This window comes from Pseudomonas sp. PB105, assembly GCF_009764655.1.
GTDB classification, from domain to species: domain Bacteria; phylum Pseudomonadota; class Gammaproteobacteria; order Pseudomonadales; family Pseudomonadaceae; genus Aquipseudomonas; species Aquipseudomonas cyclaminis.
This window is the reverse complement of sequence record NZ_RWIO01000084.1, coordinates 19590-39603: the sequence shown is the minus strand read 5'-3', so window position 1 is coordinate 39603 and position 20014 is coordinate 19590. Positions and strand designations below refer to the sequence as shown.

Genomic DNA, 20014 nt, shown 5'->3' with positions numbered 1-20014 from the left:
CACTAGTCATCGTATGACTTGGCTTTAGTTGATTTATTTATTGGTGTGAATAAACGCTTATTTCATTGGGTTTAATGGCATTTAAACCATGAAAGGCGTTTAGAGGGTGGCATTACTATTTTTGTAGTTGTACGATGACATACCTCTTAAGGTATTCCATTCAAATTTCGAATAAAGGTTTGCGAACATGACGCCACAAGAACTAAAAACAGTCCTGTCTTCCGGCTTGCTCTCGTTCCCGGTCACCGACTTTGATGCCGCCGGCGACTTCCGCGCCGACACCTACGCTCGCCGCCTGGAATGGCTGGCGCCTTATGGCGCCAGTGCGTTGTTCGCGGCAGGGGGCACCGGGGAATTCTTTTCCCTGGAGTCCAAGGAATACACGCAGATCATCAAGACTGCCGTGGACACCTGCAAAGGTCAGGTGCCGATCCTCGCCGGTGCCGGTGGCCCGACGCGCCAAGCCATCGCTTACGCCCAGGAAGCCGAGCGCCTGGGCGCCGCGGGTATTTTGCTGATGCCCCATTACCTCACCGAAGCCAGCCAGAAGGGCTTGGTGGCGCACGTTGAGCAGGTGTGCAACTCGGTGGATTTCGGCGTGGTGGTGTACAACCGCAACCTGTGCCGCCTCAACGCCGACAGCCTGGAACAGCTGGCCGAGCGCTGCCCGAACCTGATCGGCTTCAAGGATGGCATTGGTGAGGTCGAATCCATGGTCAGCATCCGCCGTCGCCTGGGCGACCGCCTGACCTACCTCGGCGGCCTGCCGACTGCCGAAGTCTACGCAGCTGCCTACAAAGCCCTAGGCGTGCCGGTCTATTCCTCGGCGGTGTTCAACTTCATCCCGAAAACCGCGATGGACTTCTACCGCGCCGTGGCTGCCGACGACCACGCGACCGTGGGCCGTTTGATTGATGATTTCTTCCTGCCGTACCTGGCGATTCGCAACCGCTGTGAAGGTTATGGCGTGAGCATCGTCAAGGCCGGTGCGCGTTTGGTTGGCCATGACGCCGGCCCGGTACGTGCGCCGCTGACCGACTTGCTGCCCGATGAAGTGGAGCAACTGGCGGTGCTGATCGAGGCCCTCGGCGCCCAATAAGGCGCGTACGAACCTCCAATGTAGGAGCTGTCGAGCCCCAGCGAGGCTGCGATGGGATCGCTGCGGTGTGTCGGTAAAACCGAGTCGCCTGCATCGCAGCCTCGCTAAAGCTCGACAGCTCCTACGGGGATTGCTGGGGGAATAGATTCAACCTTCCTCAACCGCAGCCAATACCTCGAAGCTTCCACGCAACAGATGCAGCCCTTCAACGTGAATACCGGCAAAAACAAGGAGAACAACATGCCGTATAAACCCTCAGCGCATTGCGCGCTTGCCCTTATCGCCCTCGGTTGCAGCCCGCTGTCCTGGGCGCTGCAAGCACCGTCAAAACTGCAAGTACCCACCCTGGCCTATGACGATCAGCAGATCATCCTGGTCTGGGAGAAGCCTGCCGATCATGGCGGCATCCAGGATTACCACGTGTACGCCAACGGCGTGTTGTTGGGCAGTGCCAACGCCAACAACGATCAGGTGTCACCGGCCAAGCCCTATATCGACCAGTTCTACCGCCAGGACACGGCCAACTTCCACCATCGCATCGGCATTCACAGCTACACCGCCCAAGGCTTGAAGCCCGACACGGCCTACCGTTTCACCGTGCGTTCGGTGGACGCAAACGGCAAGGAGTCGGCAGACAGCGCCCCCGTACAGCAACGCACCACCCAGGTTGCGGCGCTGTTTGACGTGAAGAAATACGGCGCCAAAGGCGACGGCAGCCACCTTGATACCCTGGCGATCCAGAACGCCATCGATGCCTGCACCCCAGGCTGCAAAGTCCTGCTGCCCAAAGGTACCTATAAAAGCGGCGCGCTTTACCTCAAGAGCAACATGACCCTGGAGATCGCCGAAGGCGCGACCCTGCTCGGTTCCGAACGCGCTGAAGATTACCCGTTGGCCGGTTATATCCAGTACCCGTATTCCACCACCGTGCGCCCAGCCTCGCTGATCAACGCGTTGCCCCGCGATCCGCGCCAGCATCAAACGTTCGAAAACATCCGCATCGTCGGCAAGGGCACCCTCGACGGCAATGGCTGGAAGCGCAACGCCGACGTCATCGACGAGCGCGGCCAGGCGCTGCCGTTCTACCTGCCCAGCGACAACACCCGCTATGCCCAGGACGGCATCCTCGCCAAGGCCCAGGTCGAGCAAGCCGTGGCACGGGGCATGAACGTCAAGGACGCCTATGGGCAGATGCGTTCCTCGTTGATCACCCTGCGCAACGTCAAGAACGTGTTCTACGGCGGCTTCACCGTACTCAACCCGGCGTTCCACGGCATCATGAACCTGGAGACTGAAAACGTGGTGCTGGCCAACACCACCCACAAGACCTACGACGCCAACAACGGGGACGGCATCGAATTCGCCAACAGCAAGGGCGCGATGGTCTTCAACAACTTCTTCGACACCGGCGACGACTGCGTCAACTTCGCCGCCGGCACCGGTGCGAATGCCGTGCACCAGCCGCCTCAGGAAGATGCGTGGATTTTCAACAACTACTTCCGCAAGGGCCACGGCATGGTGGTGGCTGGCAGTCATACAGGCGCATGGATCCAGAACATCCTGGCTGAAGACAACGTCTCCGACGGCACCGACGCCGGGCTGCGCATGAAAAGCACCAACTTCATGGGCGGTGGTGCGCGCAACGTCACCTTCCGTGATTCGGCGATTCGCAACACGGTCAAGCAGGCCTTCATCTTCACCCTTGACTACAACGACCCCAACGCCAAACTCGACTACGAGCGCTCAACAATTGCCGGGCAGTTCAAGGACATCCGCGTGAGCGATGTCAGCGTGGAAAACGCCCAAGGCGCGGCGATCGAAGTCAAGGGCGATGCTGCGCACAGCGCCTACCATGAGGGCTTGGTGTTTGAGCGCGTACGTTTCAGCGGCGCGGCCAAGGCGCGTATCGATGGGTTGAAAGACTCACGCTTCGAGCACGTGGTGTTCAGCCAGACCGGCGGCGCCAACCCGTGGCAAGTGAGCGGTAGCCAAGGGCTGGTCTTCAAGGACGTGCAACCGACGCCCTGAACCACCATATTCTTGTGGTGAGCGGCTTTTGTGGTGAGCGGGCTTGCCCCGCGCTGGGCTGCGTAGCAGCCCCAAAACCTTCACCTCGCTTAATTCTGGCACTCTGCGGTGGCCTTGTTGGGGCTGCTGCGCAGCCCAGCGCGGGGCAAGCCCGCTCACTACAGGGTTGTGTGACATTAGCCAGCAGTTACGTATAAAGATTGATAGCATTGGGCCACTTATCTCGAGTATTCCTTATGCTTCCTGGCCATATCCGCGTACTTGTCCTGGGCCTCGTGTTGATGCTGTCGAGCCTGTCCGCCCTGGCGGCCAATACCCCTTGCTCCGGTCGCAAGGGGGGCATTGCCGGGTGTGATGGCGATGTCTTCCTCTGCAACGACGGCTCCATCAGCGCCTCGAAAAGAAGTTGCACCGCCTATACCGGCAACCGCTTGGCACGCCCCGCTGTGCAACCGCTGCAAGGTCGTTCAGAGAGTTGCAGCTGCGGTAGCGGTACGTACTGCACCGGGCCACGGGGCGGGGTGTTCTGCCTCACGCCCTCCGGACAGAAAAGTTACCGGCGCCACTGACCGCTAAATAGTTGGCTGTGGCGGAAATGAGGGACGAAATAGCGGTTTGCCATTCAATTTTCATAAAAGCGTAACAATGCTGCTGCAAAGTTCCGGGAGCCCGTAATCACAAGGATTTCCCTGAATGAAACGTCTGATGAAGTCTGCTGCACTCGCCGTTGCGGTTTCTCTCAGTGCCACCTCGGTATTTGCTGCCGAAAACGTCCGTCTGACAGGTTCTGGCGCCAGCTTCCCTGCGCCAATCTACCTCACCTGGTTCAAGGATTTCAGCAAGAAGACCGCTGGTGTCACGGTTGACTACCAATCCAAGGGGAGCGGGGCGGGTGTCCAGGACTTCCTGAACAAAACCGTGGACTTCGCCGCCAGTGACTCGGCCATGAAAGATGAAGACATCGCCAAGGTCGCCGAAGGCGTGCAGCTTCTGCCGATGACCGCGGGCGAGATCGTGCTGGCGTTCAACCTGCCAGGCAATCCCAAAGAGCTGAAGTTGCCCCGCGATGTGTACTCCAACATCTTCCTGGGCAAGATCACCAAGTGGAGCGATCCGCAGATCGTCGCCGCCAACCCTGGCCTGAAGCTGCCGGATATGCCGATCACCGTGGTCGTGCGCGCAGATTCCAGCGGCACCACTGCGGTATTCACCAAGCACTTGGCGGCCATCAATCCGCAGTTCCAGAAGGACCTGGGTGAAGGCAACACCGTTAACTGGCCCGCCAGCGACAAATTCATCAAATCGCCGAAGAACGACGGTGTGACCGCCACCGTACGCCAGACTCCGGGCGCGATTGGCTACATCGAATACGGCTTCGCCAAACTGGCCAAGGTTGACTTTGCCCAGCTGCAGAACAAGGCCGGCAAGTACGTGGTCCCTAACGCCGAAAGCGGTGCCGAAGCGCTGGCCGCAGTGAAGATGCCGGAAAGCCTGGTGGCCTGGCTGCCGGATCCGGACGGTGCCAAGTCCTACCCGATCACGTCCTACACCTGGATGATCTTCCGCAAGGACAACGGCAACCCGGCCAAGGCCAAAGCCATGCGTGACATGGTCGAATACAGCCTGACCGAAGGGCAGAAAATCGCCGACTCGATGGGCTATATCCCGCTGCCGCAATCGGTGGTTGATCAGGTTCGCAAAGCGTCCGCCAACATTCAGTAACGCTCGTGTGGCCTCTCTTGGCGGGCGCTGTGAGCCCCGCCGGGAGAGTTACCCCCTTGTTCCGGAATCAGCCAATGAACACACCGTTTGTCGTACCGGGTAACCCGGACTCTGCCTGCCAGCCACCTTCGACGAAGGATTTCCTGGTTGATCGCACCTTCCGTGCGCTTGCGCGGATAGGCGTGGTGCTGGTGCTGGCGCTGGTGTTTGCGCTGGTGTTTGAAGTGGGGCGCAAGGCCCTCCCAGGCATGGAGAAGCACGGCTTTGACGTGCTGTTCGGCAGCGTCTGGGATGTCAATCAAGGCAAGTACGGCATCCTGCCGGCCATCTGGGGCACGCTCTACAGTGCCTTTATCGCGTTGCTGATCGCCGGTGTTTTTGGCGTCAGCATGGCGATTTTTCTCACTCAGGATTTCTTGCCGGCGAAGCTGGCGGCGGTGTTTCGTACCATCGTCGAACTGCTCGCGGCCATCCCCAGCGTCGTTTACGGCCTGTGGGGCATTTACGTGGTCATCCCGGCGATTCGGCCGCTGACCGCATGGTTGAACAGCGAACTGGGCTGGATCCCTTTTTTCGGCACCTCCTTGAGCGGGCCGGGGCTGCTCCCAGCCGCGCTGGTGCTGGCGATCATGATTCTGCCGACCATCGCGGCCGTGTCCCAGGACGCCCTCACCGCCGTCCCCATGAAAACCAAGCAGGCCGCCTACGGCATGGGCACCACCCACTGGGAAGCGATTCTCAAAGTGATGGTGCCGTCCGCCGCTACCGGCATCTTCGGTTCCCTGGTGTTGGGCCTGGGCCGCGCCCTCGGTGAAACCATGGCGCTGGCCATGCTGGTGGGCAACGCCAACAACATCTCGCTTTCGCTGTTCGCGCCGGCCAACACCCTGGCGGCGTTGCTGGCGCTGAACTTCCCCGAAGCCGGGCCGAACGAGATCGAGGTGCTGATGTACGCCGCACTGGTGCTGATGTTGATCACGCTGATCGTCAACATCTTCGGCTCCATGATCATGATGTACGCCCAACGGGGTAATAAGTGATGACTGATCTTTCTGCTGCAACCGACCTGACGTCTCCCGCCGGTGCGCTGCCCAGCCTGCAACGCCGGTTCGAAGGCCGTGCCCTGCGCAGCCTGGTGTTGACGACCCTGGTGTGGACCGGCGCGCTGCTGGCCAGCGTGCCGCTGATTTCCGTGCTCTACATGCTGATCATGCGCGGCGGGGCACGCCTGAGCCTTGAAGTGTTCACCGAACTGCCGCCCACCGGTTTCGAGACCGGCGGCGGTTTCGGCAACGCCATGGCGGGTACCTTCGTGATGGTTGGCATCGCCGCAGCCATTGCGGTGCCGGTTGGCATCATGGCGGCGATCTTCCTCGCCGAACTGGGCCCGGAGAGCAAACTGGCGAACGCCGCGCGCTTCGCCGCGAAGATGCTCACCGGCCTGCCTTCGATCCTGGCCGGTGTGTTTGCCTACGCCCTGGTGGTGATGACCACCGGCACCTACTCGGCCCCGGCCGGTGGTGTAGCGCTGGCGGTGCTGATGCTGCCCATCGTGGTGCTGACCGCTGAAGAGTCGATGCGCATGGTGCCCAAGATCATGAAGGACGCCGCCTACGGCATGGGCTGCACCCGCTCCCAGGTGATCTGGAAAATCGTCTTGCCCACCGGCCTGCCGGCCATCCTCACCGGCGTGATGCTCGCCGTGGCCCGCGCCGCAGGCGAAACCGCGCCGCTGTTGTTTACCGCGCTGTTCAGCAACTACTGGATCTACCACGACGGCAGCCTGGCGGTGATGAACCCGACGGCTTCGCTGGCCGTGCTGATCTACAACTTCTCCGGCATGCCCTTCGACAACCAGCTTGAACTCGCCTGGGCGGCGTCGCTGGTACTGGTAATGATCGTGCTGGTCGTGAACATCGTGAGCCGTATTTTCGGCAAGCCAAAGTATTGAAAACGGGAGCACCTGAATCTTGAACGTATCAACTGCGCAAATAGCCGCTCCGTTTGTCACCCAGGCGCCTGTGGTCATGGACTGCAAGCTGGACAAGATCTTCTACGGCAACTTCATGGCCGTGCGTGACAGCCATGTGCCGATTGAAAAGAACAAGATCACCGGCTTCATCGGGCCGTCCGGCTGCGGTAAAAGTACCGTGCTGCGCAGCCTCAACCGCATGAACGACCTGGTCAAAGGCTTCCGCTTCGAGGGCCATGTGCACTTCCTCGGGCAGGACGTCTACGGCAAGGGCGTAGACCCGGTGGTGGTGCGCCGCTATATCGGCATGGTGTTCCAGCAGCCGAACCCGTTCTCCATGAGCATCTTCGATAACGTGGCCTTTGGCCTGCGCCTGAACCGCTACAAAGGCGACCTGGGCGACCGCGTCAAGCACGCCCTGCAAGGCGCCGCGCTGTGGGATGAGGTCAAGGACAAGCTCAAGGTCAGCGGCCTGTCGCTGTCCGGTGGCCAGCAGCAGCGCTTGTGCATTGCCCGCGCCATCGCCACCGAGCCGGAAGTGCTGTTGCTCGACGAACCCTGCTCGGCGCTTGACCCGATTGCCACGCGCCGGGTCGAAGAGTTGATGGTCGAGCTGAAAAAGGACTACACCATCGCCCTGGTGACCCACAACATGCAGCAGGCCATCCGTGTGGCCGACACCACGGCGTTTTTCTCGGTGGATATTTCCCAGGGCACGCGCACCGGCTATCTGGTTGAGATGGGCCCAACGGCGCAGATTTTCGAGAACCCGCGCGAGCAAATGACCGGGGACTACATCACGGGTAAGTTCAGCTGATGCCTGCAACGCGACGCCTTGATCTGCCTGCGATTGAACGCGCACTGCGTGAGGTGCAGCAGCGCTTTGCCGCGCTCAGCCAGGACTTCACCGAGCCACGCGACCCACTGACGGACGAAGTGCTGCACAACGTGCTTGAAGGCTATGCGCTGATTGACGATTATGTGGCGCGGGGCGTCGACCTGTTTGACCTTCAGCAACTGAACCTGATGCTGGAGATCAACGCCACCGTACTTTGTGGCAGCGACCCGAGCCGTCGCCTGGAATACGCCCAGCACCTGGCGGCGACCGAAGAACACTTCTTCAACAACGTCGAGGGCGGCATCAAGGACTTGTACAACTGGTACTGCGCGTATCGCAGTGAATCGGTGTGGAAGCGCGCAGCCGGGGTGTATGTGCGCATCCTCAGCAAGCCGCAGTTGTTTATTGAAGGCAACCACCGCAGCGGCTCGCTGATCGTCAGCTATCTGCTGATGCGTGCGGGTTTGCCGCCGTTCGTGCTGTCGCTGGAGAACGCCGAGGGTTACTTCAACCCGTCGTCGGTCATCCGCAACTCAGCCAAACATGGAGTCAAGGCGTTGTACGAATTGCCCAAGATCAAGAAAAAATACGCCGCCTTCCTGGAAGAACAGGCACCGGATCCAATGAGGTTTTTTCTCCAGGACACGCCCGTGCCCGCCTATCAAGGGGGCCATTGATGAGCGGTTCTCGCCTGTTCGCCAGGGCGGGGCAGGCCATGCAGCGCCTCCTCCCGACGCAGTTGCTCAAGCGCCCGCGCATCCGTATTTCATTCGACATAGACGACACCCTGGCCTGCCAGCTCCACCACTGCGACGTCGAGCCGAGCCGGCTGCCAGCCTGCGTGCACCGCTGGCTGGGTGAGCCGCTGCGCATCGGCACACGCTCCCTGACCCGCGAACTGCGCCGCCAGGGTTGCAGCGTCTGGGTCTACACCTCGTCCGGGCGTACGCCGTCCTATATCCGGCGCTGGCTGATGCTGTACGGCATCCGCGTCGACGGCGTGGTCAACAGCGTGCTGCACAACCAGGCGCTGACGGCGCACGGGCTGTCGAACGCACCGTCGAAATTCCCACCGGCCTTCGACATCGACCTGCACGTGGATGACTCCGAAGGCGTGCACAGTGAAGGCCAGGACCACGGTTTTCGCGTAGTCGTGGTGGACCCCCAGGATGAGCAGTGGGCGCAGCGGGTATTGGATGCCGTCGCACAGCTTCAGGCACAGCTTGCCCGTCAGCAACCGCACCGGCACACACCAACCCCGCAGAGCGCACGCGGGCTTTTTCTGCCTGAGGCGCTTTGACCGCCAGGTATGCCCTGGTCGACCTCGGTATAAGCCTTGGTCAATCGACCGATCTGGATGTTCCCAGCACTCGATTCAGCTCGCCAGCGACAGCGATGAGCTGCTGTTCAAGCGCTTCAACCTCAGAGAGGCTGATGCCATTGTTGATAACGTGCAGGGTTTTAGCCCGCTTCTTGGGGGCGGGAGCCAGATTGTGTGCTTGTTGCGAAATCAACGCCTGACGCAACAGATTGTTGATCACGGTCTGATAGCCCGTACCGGCGCTCTCGGCGCGTTCACGGGCGGCTTCGATTACCGCGTCGTCAAGCATGATGGTGATGCGGGTCTTGCCCTTGTTGCTGGCGACAGCACCACGTTTGCCATGGGTGAAATCGTATTCGTCTTTCATTGTTCAAGCCTCCAGATAACGACGCCGTTCATTTCTTGATGCGAGCCTGGCGCTGATAACGCGTACGAAATTTGGATCGCGATAAGTGTACGTTACTACCAGAATTCGTCCCCTCGCGTCGCTGCCCATGGTCACCCAGCGCTCTTCATCGTGATCGGGGTCTTGTATGGTCAGGGCCATCTCATCGTTGAACACCGGTTCTGCGTCGGCCAGGGTTATGCCCTTGTGCTTTTGCTGATTTGCGATGTTTTTTGCCTCGTCGTATTGAATCCTGAATCTCTTCATTATGCATACTTTATATGTATTAAAAAGCAGTTGAAGAAACCGTCAGTCAGGAAGATGGCCAGCTATAAATAGCGGTAGTGTGAATTTGCCATGTTCCGCTCGGTCAGTTGGGTCTCGATCTTGCTGAAATTGCCAACATATTTGCGCGCGTAATGGCCAATCCGTTACGTAGAAGGATTCTGTTTTGATTGTCAGAAGAGGCGAACTTGAGCCGGCGAGTAGTCAGATAGGTCAGCGTGCACGGGGCCGGGTCAATACCAAGTTTGTGCACATTGCCCTTTATTCCGCGGCATGCTCAGGTTAATGACCACGCCGTGGAAAGGGTCGCAAGAGCGACCTTCAACGCATATGCAAAATAATCGGACTGCTGCTCGCCGGGTCTGTATGCCCGCGTAGTTTGCCCACCGCCTTGACGTCCACCGCGCCGCCCTGGTTGCCCCACGTGCCGCGCACAAACGTCAGCACCTCGGCGATTTCCTGGTCGGACAATTGCTCGCGAAACGCCGGCATGCGGTAGGCATCCGGCACGCCGGCGGCGACCACGCGTTGTGCGCCATTGAGGGTGATGTTGATCGCTGACGCCGTCTCCTTGACCAAGGCCGAAGTGGCGCCCGCGAGAGGTGGCATCCACTCGGGCTGGCCTTTGCCGTCTGCGCCATGGCACGAGGCGCAGCGGGTGGCGTAGGTGTGGGCGCCGGGGACGTCCTGGCGCACGGCGGCGGTTACGTACTGCCAAGGCGTGCCGTCGCGCTGCGGGTCGCCGGGCAGCGACTTGAGGTAACGGGCGATGGCGGCCAGGTCGTCGTCGGCCATGAACTGCGTGGAGTTGTTGAACGCTTCGGTCATCGAGCCATAGACCACCGCGTGCTGGTTGCGGCCGGTCTTGAGGAACTGCACGATCTGCGGCTCGCTCCAGCGACCCAAACCGCTGTTGGGGTCCTGGCGCAGGCTGGGTGCGTACCAGCCATCGAGCAGGGCGCCGGCGAGGAACGGCTTGCCGGATTCATCCAAAGCCTTTTCGTTGAACGCCAGGCCACGCGGTGTGTGGCAACTGCCGCAGTGGCCTGGGCCTTGGACGATATAGGCGCCGCGATTCCACAGCGCGTCCTGGTTGGGGTTGGCGGCGTAGGTGGCGGTCGGTGCAAACACGCCGTTCCACAGGGCGATGGGCCAGCGCATGTTCAGCGGCCAGGGAATATCGCTGGGGATATTCGGCTGGTTGGCCGGTTGCACGCCTTTCATGAAAAACGCGTACAGCGCCTGGATATCGTCGTCGCTGAGCTTGGCATACGACGGATAGGGCATGGCCGGATAGAGCCGGCGGCCGCCCGGTGCCACGCCGTGACGCACTGCGCGATCAAAATCGGCCAGGCTGTAAGTGCCGATCCCGTGGGTGCGGTCCGGGGTGATGTTGGTGGCGTGAATCGCTCCCAACGGCGTGGCCATTTCCAGGCCACCGGCGAACGGTGCCTTGCCGGCCAGGCTGTGGCAGGCCACGCAGTCGCTGACGCGGGCGACGTACTCGCCACGACTGACCAGGGCCGGGTCGGCACTGGCTGCCTGTGGCGCTTCAAACGGTGTAGCGGGTTGGCGGCTGACATACCAGGCCAGCAGGCCGGCGGCGACGACGCAGGGCAGCGCGAGCCAGCCTACGGTTCTTGCGAATCGACGGTTGTTCATGGGCGGTCTCGCTCGGTTAGCTGAAGGTGTGTCGGCTTAATGGCAGGCTGCGCACGCGCTGGCCGGTCAATTGCGCCACCGCGTTGACCACGGCCGGCGCCACAGCGGGGAGCGGAGGCTCACCGATGCCGCCCATCTTTTCACCACTCTCGATGATCTTTACATGCACCTGCGCCATGCGGGACGGCGGCAGGATCGGGTAAAGGTCGTAATTGCGCGCCCGTGGCTTGCCGTCCACGTACACCGCTTCCTCCAGCAAGGTTTGCGACAGGCCCAGGGCCACCGCGCCGTTGACCTGCGCCTGGACAATTGCCGGGTTGACGATGCTGCCAGGGTCGATGGCTTCCCAGATGTGGTGCACTTTTACCTGGCCGTGTTCAATCGACACCTCGGCAATCACCGCAGCGTGGGAGCCGAACGGCGAGGCCATGGCCACGCCACGCGCCCGTCGTGTGCCGTCTTCGGCGGTGTAGGGGCCGCGTTTCCAGCCGCCGGACAACTCGCCCACGGCCTTGAGCAAGGTGGTCAGCCGGGGGTTGTCACGCAGCAGATGCAGGCGCAACTCATAGGGGTCGCGCTTGCCCTGGTCCGCCAGTTCATCGAGGAACGCTTCGTAGAAGAAGTCATTCAGCGAGTTACCCACCGAGCGCCAGTAGCCGAGCATGGCCGGGCCTTTGACGTAAATCTGCGCGATGCGTTTGTTGGGGATGGCGTAGCTCTTGCCCGACAAACCTTCGAGGGCGGTGGGGTCGAGTTTTTCGCCCTGTTTGCCGGCGATGGCTTCGCTGGGGCCTTCGGTGGCGCTGACCGCTTCGATGGCGACGGGCAGGCCGTCGGCATCCAGCGCGGCGCGGAACTTGACCACCGCAACCGGGCGCAGCACATCGCGCAGGAACTCTTCTTCACGGCTCCAGATCAGCTTGACCGGACGGCCCACCGCCTTGGCCAGGGCAATGGCCTGCGGGTAAGGGCTGGCCGAGTCATACAGGAAGTGCCGACCGAAAAAACCGCCCAGCAGCGGCGAATGCAGGTTGATCTGCTCGGGCGCCAGGCCGGTGCGCTTGGCGATGTCGGCACGGAACATGTCCGGCGCCTGGTTAGGCAGCCAGATGTCCAGGGTGCCGTCGGGGTTGAAACGCGCCAGGGCTGAAGGCGGCTCCAACTGGGCGTGGTTGACGTACTGGTTGTGGTAGGTGGCCTCGACCTGGGTCTTGGCGTTTTTCAGTGCGCCGGCCACATCGCCTTCGTTTTCGTCGTCACGGGCCGGGCCTTGCTGGGCCGCGAGGAAGTCGCGAAAACCATCGCTGGAAAAGTCAGCGGGCATGGCACGGACTTTGGAGTCGGCAGTCGGTTCCAGCCAGTCGACCTGGATGGCTTCCACCGCACGCTTGGCATGCCACCAGCGTTCGGCGACGACTGCCACGGCGCCGGGCAGTTGATGCACCGAGTGCACGCCGGGCATGGCTTCGACCTGCGCCTGGTTGCGCAGGCTGCCCACGGTCATGCCCAGGCGTGGCGCGTGCTGCACGGCGGCGTGGAGCATGTCGTCGACTTTCAGGTCGATGCTGTACAGCGCTTTGCCGGTGGATTTGTCGTAGGCGTCTACACGCTTGACCGGTTTACCGATCCAGCGGAATTGGCTTGGATCGCGCAAGGTGATGCTCGCGGCGTCAGGCACTGGCATGTCCAGGGCGCGGCTGGCCAACTCGCCGTAGCCCAGGGAACGGCCGGATGCAGCGTGAATCACGCGGCCGGGTTGGGTGGTCAGCTCACCCACGGGCACACCGAGTTGCTCGGCACCGGCCTGCAGCAACATGGCGCGGGCGAGGGCGCCGAGGCGGCGCATGGTCGGGTAGCTCATGCGCACCGACATGCTGCCGCCGGTGATGCGCATGCCGTTGTCCATCACCACATAGGCTTCGCCGGGTGGCGCGGCTTCGACGATGAAGGTAGCCGGGTCGGCGTCGAGTTCTTCGCCGACAATCTGCGCCATGGCGGTGTGGGTGCCTTGACCGCCTTCCATAAAGGGGCTGAGCAAACGCACAGTGCCGTCCGGGCGAATCTCCAGAAATGCCGGCACCTGCGTACCGCGTTCGGCTGCGGCGCCGGTGGCCGCCTGCACCCGGCCCGAGCCGAGTGGCAGGCCGAAACCGATGACCAACGCACCCACGGCGGTACTCGCCAGGAAGCGCCGACGCGACAGGTTGACAGGCTCACCCGGGATGAATGCTGGCGTATTCATCAGGCAGTCTCCTTCCCGGTGGCCAAGTGATCCATGGCTGCATGGATGGCGTTGTAGGTGCCGCACCGGCACAGGTTGACCATCGCCGCGTCGATCTGCTCCTTGGTGGGTGCGGGCGTGTGCTTGAGCAGCGCGGTGGCGGCCATCACTTGCCCGGACTGGCAATAACCGCATTGCGCGACCTGGTGCTCGACCCAGGCGCTGACCACGCGCTTGCCCACGTCATCGGCTTCGATGGCCTCGATGGTTGTGATTTCGCGACCAACGACCCCGGCCACCGGGGTGACGCACGAACGCACCACATTGCCGTCCACCAGCACCGAACAGGCGCCGCACTGGGCCAGGCCGCAGCCGTATTTGGTGCCGGTCATGCCCAGATTGTCGCGGATCACCCACAGCAGGGGCGTGTCGGCTTCGGCATCGACCTGATAGGCCTTTTGGTTGATACGTAATTCCATGGCTGGCTCACCTGCTGATCATCGGTTGGTGGTGCTGATTTCTTATAGGAGTGGTGCGACTGCAAGTCGCCCATCGTCGAACTCTAGACCACTGCGCGGGGCGGATCTATGCCATAGCTGTGATGTTCAGAGGATCAGGCAAGGATTCAACAGGATTGGGTCATAGTTTCTTTTTCGGCAACACTAGACACTCCTATGGAGTGTGCTGCTTTTGGGATGACCAAGGCGTGACCGGTGAAGGACAATGCAAGAAAACCGAGCACATGAGTGAGGTGACCGCCCAGTCAGTCATGGCCGCTTAAGAACGCTAGGCCCTCAGGCATCAGAGTAATAAAGAAGGGCGGTGATTGAACTAGGAATATCTTACTGTATTTAAATGCCTTGGTGAATGTTTCTATTATTTGTTTTTGAATCCGCCATTGCAGTACCAGTTGCTCTTTATAAGCGCATCATATAAGGCGGTTTTCCACGAGTTCATATGATTTTCAATTTCGACATCAAGGGTTTCGTGTAGCCTGTCTCGAATTTTTTTTGGCGTGTCGTTAGCATGATATCTAGCTAGGCTCGGACTCAATCCGGAAAGCTCTTTTCCCGCCTCCACAGCAAATCTGCTTTTGAGGCTGAAGCTCTTAAAGTGGTGTCTAGTGCGAGTTTTTGCTGAGTCGCTCCAATGATGAGGACATGACACATAAAACTGAACTGTAGCAGGTGAAGTTTCAACAACTTTTGCAAAAAGCCACTGCTCCTTTATGAATTGCCCACCATCATAGTAAGGGTGAAGTGGCTGCTCACCTTCAGTCACAGAGTATAGCGCGTTCTTGCATCCTTCATTGCAATCTCTGCATGCCGGTATTAAGTTTGGAATGGTAACTGAGAATTGAGGGTATTTTGCTTTTGGTAGATAGTGGTCAATGGTGTATATGTGGCCAAAACCGCAGTAAGGACATAGTTGCGTTGGTATACTTAGCAGTAGCGAGTCGTAGTGTCGCCTGGCGGACTTTGTGCTGCCTCTAAAATATTGTTCATATAGTTTGTAGCATTCTAGTTTTGTAAGTGTCTGTACGGCGATTTCATTTCTCTTTCCTGTATGGGGTGCGAATTTGAATAACTTGGCGGTTTGAGCGTTTGTGGAGTATTTAATCGCCCATATTTTGATTAGGTCTTCGGCATCCATGTATCGTTGGCGTAGTGCTGCGTTACTTACGCCTTTGACACATTCTAGAAAGATTTCGGAGTTGTCAAGGTTAGGCAGTGGCAGGATTCTCATTGAGAGTCTCCAATTGAATCTGAGTTGGCAGAAATTAGCGCCCTGACTATTGATTTTGCTTCGAATCCTAACTGTCCCCCATACTCTTCAGTGATTTGTTTGTATGTTTTTCCCTCCTCGACTGACTGTCGTAGCATTGCGTGGAAGCCTGAAGTTGAAACCTCAAGTCCAAAAACCTCGCTAGTTAATGTTCCGACGTTTTCACCGAACGTCTCGTTCAGAGGTCTTTTAGCTTTGGATTCAAGCCGAATTCTATGGAGTTTCCATACGCAGGACTTAGGTACCTCTTGTAGCACAACAGGTGAATGCGTAGCTACGATTGCGACGCCATTTCGCTCAATCAGTAAATCCGACAACGTCCGAGTGAAAGCTGATAATAAAGGTGGGTGTAGGTGGCTCTCAGGTTCGTCAATTAATATTAGAGATTTTTCTTCAATGTTTGCGATCAACTTGGTGAGGGTCAAAAGTACAATTGCATGCCCTGAGCTCATTCGTTGGAATACTTTTATAAGTCGTTCTTTGAATTTTTCTTCTTCTACGTAACGAATTAGGTTTAGTAAGCCTATTTCTTTGAAGTTTATGTCAGAGTTCAATTTTTCGACAGCGTTTTCCCATAGGCGTCTTTTTCGTTCTTGCGCGAAGCAAGCGTCAAAGCTATCGATAAAATCAGCGCATAAATCTTTCGGTTCTTTGAGTGATGAGATTTTGGTGTCTGTAGCTTTCAGGCCTATATAGAAATAACGTACTCCTTTGGAACGGTCAGGTTGGTCTGCTGGAGGCGTAAAAGGATCAAAAGCACTGAAAGATACAGATATGACGCTACTGAAGTAATCTTTGTCTATGGGGCGTGCACGTCGAACTGACGTGTCTTGGAATTCGCCGGGAGTCTGTGAGGATGATGTGTTGTTAGTTACTGAAGTTACCATGCCATTCAGTAATGTTGTTTTTCCAACGCCATTTCTACCGATGAGTACATGCATGTTAGTAGGGGGTTTGGAGTCGGGAGATATCGAGAAATTTAAGCTGAAGCCCGAGATGTCTTTGGTGTCTTTTTGTTGATAAGAAAAGTCAAAATCTGTGAGGACGTCGCCGCCGTTCAGGATGCGTTTATATTGATGGTGTATTGCGGATAAGCTGGTATGGCGTAAGAGTGAAGTCGAGAATACCGATTCATTAAGTATTAGGGGGAGCTGTTCACTGCTGCTCACGATGTCTCGCAACCCCTCAAGAATATCCTTGCGTAACTCTTTAGGTAGATTTCTAGCGTTTAAGTAGTAATCTGTATCTTGACCTAGTGAGAAAAAACTATCGTCTAGTGTGTTAAATTGTTTTTCTAAATGATCGCTGGTCCATCCCTCTGTTTGACCTTTGAATCCTATTTTTACATTTCCAATGTCGTGAGTTTTTCCATTGTTGTCATAGTAGCGTACATAGAATTGTGTCTTGTAACTGAAGTCGTCCCAGCTGTTGGGTATAAGAGCAACTTGATTGAATCTTTGTTTTTGGATTTCACTGATAACAAAAAAATTTTTCATTTCAACTCCTTTTGAATTGAAGGCATGGTATCAAAACGCTATCAACGAGTCGATGCTTGTGTTTTCCCCATCTGCAAGCTTTAGACGCGTTGTTCCCGCCAGCAACTTCCTGTTTTTGGAGTTCTTAGGTTTTTGCTATACGGTTTTCTCTTGACTATTGAACTGCTGTCGGGAGGGCGTTCCAAGGAGTATTTTTACGAAAGCCAATGGATTGTAAAGTCAAACTGCTTTTTTCAGACTCAGTCCTTCCGCTTAGATTTGGCACACGATGTCATCGATCAAAATATGCAGCTGATCACGGCTGCAACGCTCGATGCGCGCCTCGACCTTGTACACCGCCCGCAGCATTCCTTCGTTGATCACTTCATGGCTCGGCCCGCTGCCTTGGGCAGTGCCGTCTGCGATCACCAGCACCTGGTCGGCAAAGCGCAGGGCCTGGTTGAGGTCGTGCAGGGCGATAAACACGATGACCTCGCGCTGGCGTGCCAGGGCGCGCATGAAGCTCAGCACCTGCACCTGGCGGTGCATATCGAGGGCGCTGGTGGGTTCGTCCATCAGCAGCACTTCGGGCTCGCGCACCAGGGTCTGGGCGATGGACACCAGCTGTTGTTGCCCGCCGCTGAGTTCGCCCAGGTTACGAAAGGCCAGGTCGGTGATGCCGAGGGCGTCGAGCATCTCGTCGACGAGATGCAGCTCTGCGTCTTGTACCACCCAACCTGGCGACAGTTGTTTGCGCGCCAGCAGCACTGATTCGTAAACCGTCAACCGGGCGCTGCCATTCAGGCCCTGGGGCATGTAGCTGATGGCCTGGGCGCCTTGTTGCGAGCCCTGCAAAATCACCCGGCCCGGCCCGTCGATCAGCCCGGCGATGCGCTTGAACAGCGTGGATTTGCCCGCAGCGTTGGGGCCGACCACCGCCACCACCTGGCCGCCGGTAAAGGCGGCCGTGGTCACGCCGCTGATGATGTTGCGCTGGCCGTAGCGGGCGCCCAGATGTTCCAGTTGCAGGGTTACCATGAATGTTTCTTCCCGCTCAGGATCAGGGAAATGAAGAACGGTACGCCGATCAGCGAAGTCACCACGCCGATGGGAAAGATCGCGCCCGGAATCAGGGTTTTACTGACCACCGAACTGGCCGACAAAATCAACGCGCCGGTGAGCAGCGAGGCCGGCAGGAAAAAGCGCTGGTCTTCACCAATCAACATCCGCGCAATGTGCGGTCCCACCAGGCCGATAAAGCCGATGGTGCCGACAAACGCCACCGGGAACGCGGCGAGCAGGCTGACCATGATCAGCGTCTGAAAGCGCAGGCTGCGCACGTTAATGCCGAAGCTGGCGGCCTTTTCATCGCCCAGGCGCAGGGCGGTCATGGCCCAGGCGCGCCGGGCGAACACGGGCGCGGTGAGCAGGATGATCAGGCAGATCACTCCAAGTTTGGGCCAGGTGGCTTTGGTCAGGCTGCCCATGGTCCAGAACACCACGGCGGCCACGGCTTGCTCGGTGGCAAAAAACTGCACCAGCGCCAGCAGCGCGTTGAAGGTGAACACCAGCGCAATGCCCAGCAGCACGAGGGTCTCGGCGCTGACCCCGCGGCGCAGGCTGAGGAAATGAATCAGCAAGGCGCAGAGCATCGCCATGATGAACGCATTGACCGGCACCATGTACTGCGCCGCCAACGGAAACAGCGCCACGCCGAACGCCAGGCCCATGGCCGCGCCAAAACTGGCGGCGGCGGACAGGCCCAGGGTGAAGGGGCTGGCCAGCGGGTTGTTGAGGATGGTCTGCATCTGCGCCCCGGCCAGGGATAATGCCGCGCCCACCGCGACGGCCATCAACGCGACGGGCAGGCGGATATCCCACATCACCACGCGCACTTGCGGCGCCGCGCTGTCGGGTGAGAGCAGGGCGCCCATCACTTCACTGAGGCTATAGCGCGCCGGGCCCGACGCCAGGTCGAGCAGCACGCTGCACAGCAATAATACGAACAACGCAGCGAGGATCAGGCGTTTGCGCAGCACCAGGCTGCGGTAGGTCACGGCGCTCATGGCTTGAGGCTCACGGCATAACCGGGTGCGTAAGGCACCGGCAAAAAGCGTTCGTGCAGTTCACGAAACGACGCCTCGGGGTCCAGGTCGGTGAACAGGTCCGGGTGAAACCACTTGGCCAGTTGCTGGATCGCCACGAACTGGTAAGGGCTGTTGTAGAACTGATGCCAGATGGCGTGGAAGGCCTGGGTTTGCTGGGCCTTGATGCCGGCATACGCCGGGCGTTGGGTGTACCACGAAAGTTTGCGTCGCGCCTGGGCCATGTCCGCGTCGGGGCCTACGCCGACCCAATGCCCGCCTGGGGCGAAAGCCTCCCAGTTGGCGCTGGTGACCACCACCTGGTCGGGGTTGGCCACGATCACCTGCTCGGGGTTCAATTGGCCGAAGGTGCTTGGGATGATGCCTTTGGCGATGTTGTTGCCGCCGGCCATCTCCACGAACAGACCGAAGTTTTCATTGCCGAAACTCAGGCAGCAATCGTCGGTGTAGCCGCCGATCCGCTCGATGAACACCGTCGGCCGCGCCGGTTGTTGCGCCGCAATCACGTCAGTGACGCGGCGGATCTGCTGGTTGCGAAACGCAATAAAATCCTCGGCCCGCTGCTCCTTGCCGAACAACTGGCCGAACAGGCGCATGGTCGGTTCGGTGTTGGTCATCGGCTGGTTGCGAAAATCCACGTACACCACCGGGATGCCCAGGGCGCCGAGCTTCTCGATATAGCGCGCATCTTCAGTTGCATGTTGCGCCTCGATATTGAGGATGATCACATCGGGGCGCTGGGAAACGGCTTGCTCAATATCGAAGGTGCCGTCCTCAAAGCCGCCGAAGGTGGGAATGTTGGCGATCCCGGGAAATTTACGCAGGTAGGCGTTGTAGGTGTCCGGGTCGGACTGGATCAGGTCCTTGCGCCAGCCGACGATGCGTTCGATGGGGTTTTGCGTGTCCAGTGCGGCCAGCAGGTACAGCTGGCGGCCTTCGCCGAGAATCACCCGCTGCACCGGCAGGTTTACCTGGACCTTGCGTCCCAGCAGATCGGTGACGGTGGTCGGCGCCGCCATTGTGGCGCTGGCCAACCCCAGCATGCCGGTAAAGAGCAGCGCCGCAAAAACCTGGCAGCGTCGAACAATGGAAACCATGAATTAAGCCCTTGCAGGT

19 protein-coding genes are annotated in these 20014 nt (G+C 59.0%); 9 read left to right on the top strand and 10 right to left on the bottom strand.

Features of this window, described 5'->3' with window-relative positions; translation table 11 throughout:
* The first annotated feature begins 187 nt into the window (after positions 1-187).
* The 9 genes from kdgD to EJD88_RS20155 all read left to right on the top strand — a co-directional run bounded on the left by kdgD (position 188) and on the right by EJD88_RS20155 (position 8959).
* The gene (gene kdgD / locus EJD88_RS20190; protein WP_099584520.1) at positions 188-1099 is read left to right on the top strand and encodes a 5-dehydro-4-deoxyglucarate dehydratase; all 912 of its coding nucleotides are present in this window, start codon (positions 188-190) and stop codon (positions 1097-1099) included.
* A gap of 240 nt (positions 1100-1339) precedes the next feature.
* Entirely contained in the window at positions 1340-3127 is a 1788-nt protein-coding gene (locus EJD88_RS20185) for a glycosyl hydrolase family 28 protein (RefSeq protein WP_158878845.1), read from the top strand.
* Positions 3128-3408: 281 nt separating this feature from the next.
* The gene (locus tag EJD88_RS27270; protein ID WP_371926573.1) at positions 3409-3696 is read left to right on the top strand and encodes a hypothetical protein; all 288 of its coding nucleotides are present in this window, start codon (positions 3409-3411) and stop codon (positions 3694-3696) included.
* Between the two features lie 124 nt (positions 3697-3820).
* Complete coding sequence (gene pstS, locus EJD88_RS20180) at positions 3821-4849, top strand: phosphate ABC transporter substrate-binding protein PstS (RefSeq protein WP_158878844.1); 1029 nt, start codon at positions 3821-3823, stop codon at positions 4847-4849.
* Positions 4850-4923: 74 nt separating this feature from the next.
* Positions 4924-5889 carry a phosphate ABC transporter permease subunit PstC gene (pstC, locus tag EJD88_RS20175; protein ID WP_099584523.1) on the top strand — a complete coding sequence of 322 codons (966 nt, stop codon included), beginning with the start codon at positions 4924-4926 and terminating at the stop codon, positions 5887-5889.
* A complete protein-coding gene (gene pstA, locus EJD88_RS20170) occupies positions 5889-6800 on the top strand; it encodes a phosphate ABC transporter permease PstA (protein ID WP_099584524.1) in 912 nt (303 codons plus the stop codon). The genes pstC and pstA overlap by 1 nt, the downstream gene beginning before the upstream one ends.
* A gap of 76 nt (positions 6801-6876) precedes the next feature.
* A complete protein-coding gene (gene pstB / locus EJD88_RS20165) occupies positions 6877-7638 on the top strand; it encodes a phosphate ABC transporter ATP-binding protein PstB (protein ID WP_217284518.1) in 762 nt (253 codons plus the stop codon).
* Positions 7638-8336, top strand: coding sequence for a hypothetical protein (locus tag EJD88_RS20160; protein WP_099584526.1), 699 nt, complete (start codon positions 7638-7640; stop codon positions 8334-8336). The genes pstB and EJD88_RS20160 overlap by 1 nt, the downstream gene beginning before the upstream one ends.
* The gene (locus EJD88_RS20155; protein WP_099584527.1) at positions 8336-8959 is read left to right on the top strand and encodes a hypothetical protein; all 624 of its coding nucleotides are present in this window, start codon (positions 8336-8338) and stop codon (positions 8957-8959) included. The genes EJD88_RS20160 and EJD88_RS20155 overlap by 1 nt, the downstream gene beginning before the upstream one ends.
* Positions 8960-8999: 40 nt before the next feature.
* Here the strand turns inward: EJD88_RS20155 and EJD88_RS20150 are convergent, their stop codons facing one another.
* From EJD88_RS20150 to EJD88_RS20105, 10 genes are all read right to left on the bottom strand, one after another.
* The gene (locus EJD88_RS20150; RefSeq protein WP_099584528.1) at positions 9000-9347 is read right to left on the bottom strand and encodes a BrnA antitoxin family protein; all 348 of its coding nucleotides are present in this window, start codon (positions 9345-9347) and stop codon (positions 9000-9002) included.
* Positions 9348-9350: 3 nt separating this feature from the next.
* Positions 9351-9632, bottom strand: a complete 282-nt coding sequence (locus EJD88_RS20145) for a BrnT family toxin (protein ID WP_112194680.1) — start codon at positions 9630-9632, stop codon at positions 9351-9353.
* Between the two features lie 339 nt (positions 9633-9971).
* Positions 9972-11312, bottom strand: coding sequence for a cytochrome c (locus EJD88_RS20140; RefSeq protein WP_158878843.1), 1341 nt, complete (start codon positions 11310-11312; stop codon positions 9972-9974).
* Positions 11313-11328: 16 nt separating this feature from the next.
* The gene (locus EJD88_RS20135) at positions 11329-13554 is read right to left on the bottom strand and encodes a molybdopterin cofactor-binding domain-containing protein (RefSeq protein ID WP_158878842.1); all 2226 of its coding nucleotides are present in this window, start codon (positions 13552-13554) and stop codon (positions 11329-11331) included.
* Positions 13554-14012, bottom strand: a complete 459-nt coding sequence (locus tag EJD88_RS20130) for a (2Fe-2S)-binding protein (protein ID WP_099584532.1) — start codon at positions 14010-14012, stop codon at positions 13554-13556. The genes EJD88_RS20135 and EJD88_RS20130 overlap by 1 nt, the downstream gene beginning before the upstream one ends.
* A gap of 397 nt (positions 14013-14409) precedes the next feature.
* Positions 14410-15279 carry an HNH endonuclease gene (locus EJD88_RS20125; protein ID WP_158878841.1) on the bottom strand — a complete coding sequence of 290 codons (870 nt, stop codon included), beginning with the start codon at positions 15277-15279 and terminating at the stop codon, positions 14410-14412.
* Positions 15276-16814, bottom strand: coding sequence for an AAA family ATPase (locus tag EJD88_RS20120; RefSeq protein WP_158878840.1), 1539 nt, complete (start codon positions 16812-16814; stop codon positions 15276-15278). Before EJD88_RS20120 ends, EJD88_RS20125 begins: the two co-directional genes overlap by 4 nt.
* A gap of 252 nt (positions 16815-17066) precedes the next feature.
* Positions 17067-17831, bottom strand: coding sequence for an ABC transporter ATP-binding protein (locus tag EJD88_RS20115; RefSeq protein ID WP_158878839.1), 765 nt, complete (start codon positions 17829-17831; stop codon positions 17067-17069).
* Positions 17825-18859, bottom strand: coding sequence for an iron ABC transporter permease (locus EJD88_RS20110; protein ID WP_158878838.1), 1035 nt, complete (start codon positions 18857-18859; stop codon positions 17825-17827). The genes EJD88_RS20115 and EJD88_RS20110 overlap by 7 nt, the downstream gene beginning before the upstream one ends.
* A complete protein-coding gene (locus EJD88_RS20105) occupies positions 18856-19995 on the bottom strand; it encodes an ABC transporter substrate-binding protein (protein ID WP_158878837.1) in 1140 nt (379 codons plus the stop codon). Before EJD88_RS20105 ends, EJD88_RS20110 begins: the two co-directional genes overlap by 4 nt.
* Positions 19996-20014: the final 19 nt, after the last annotated feature.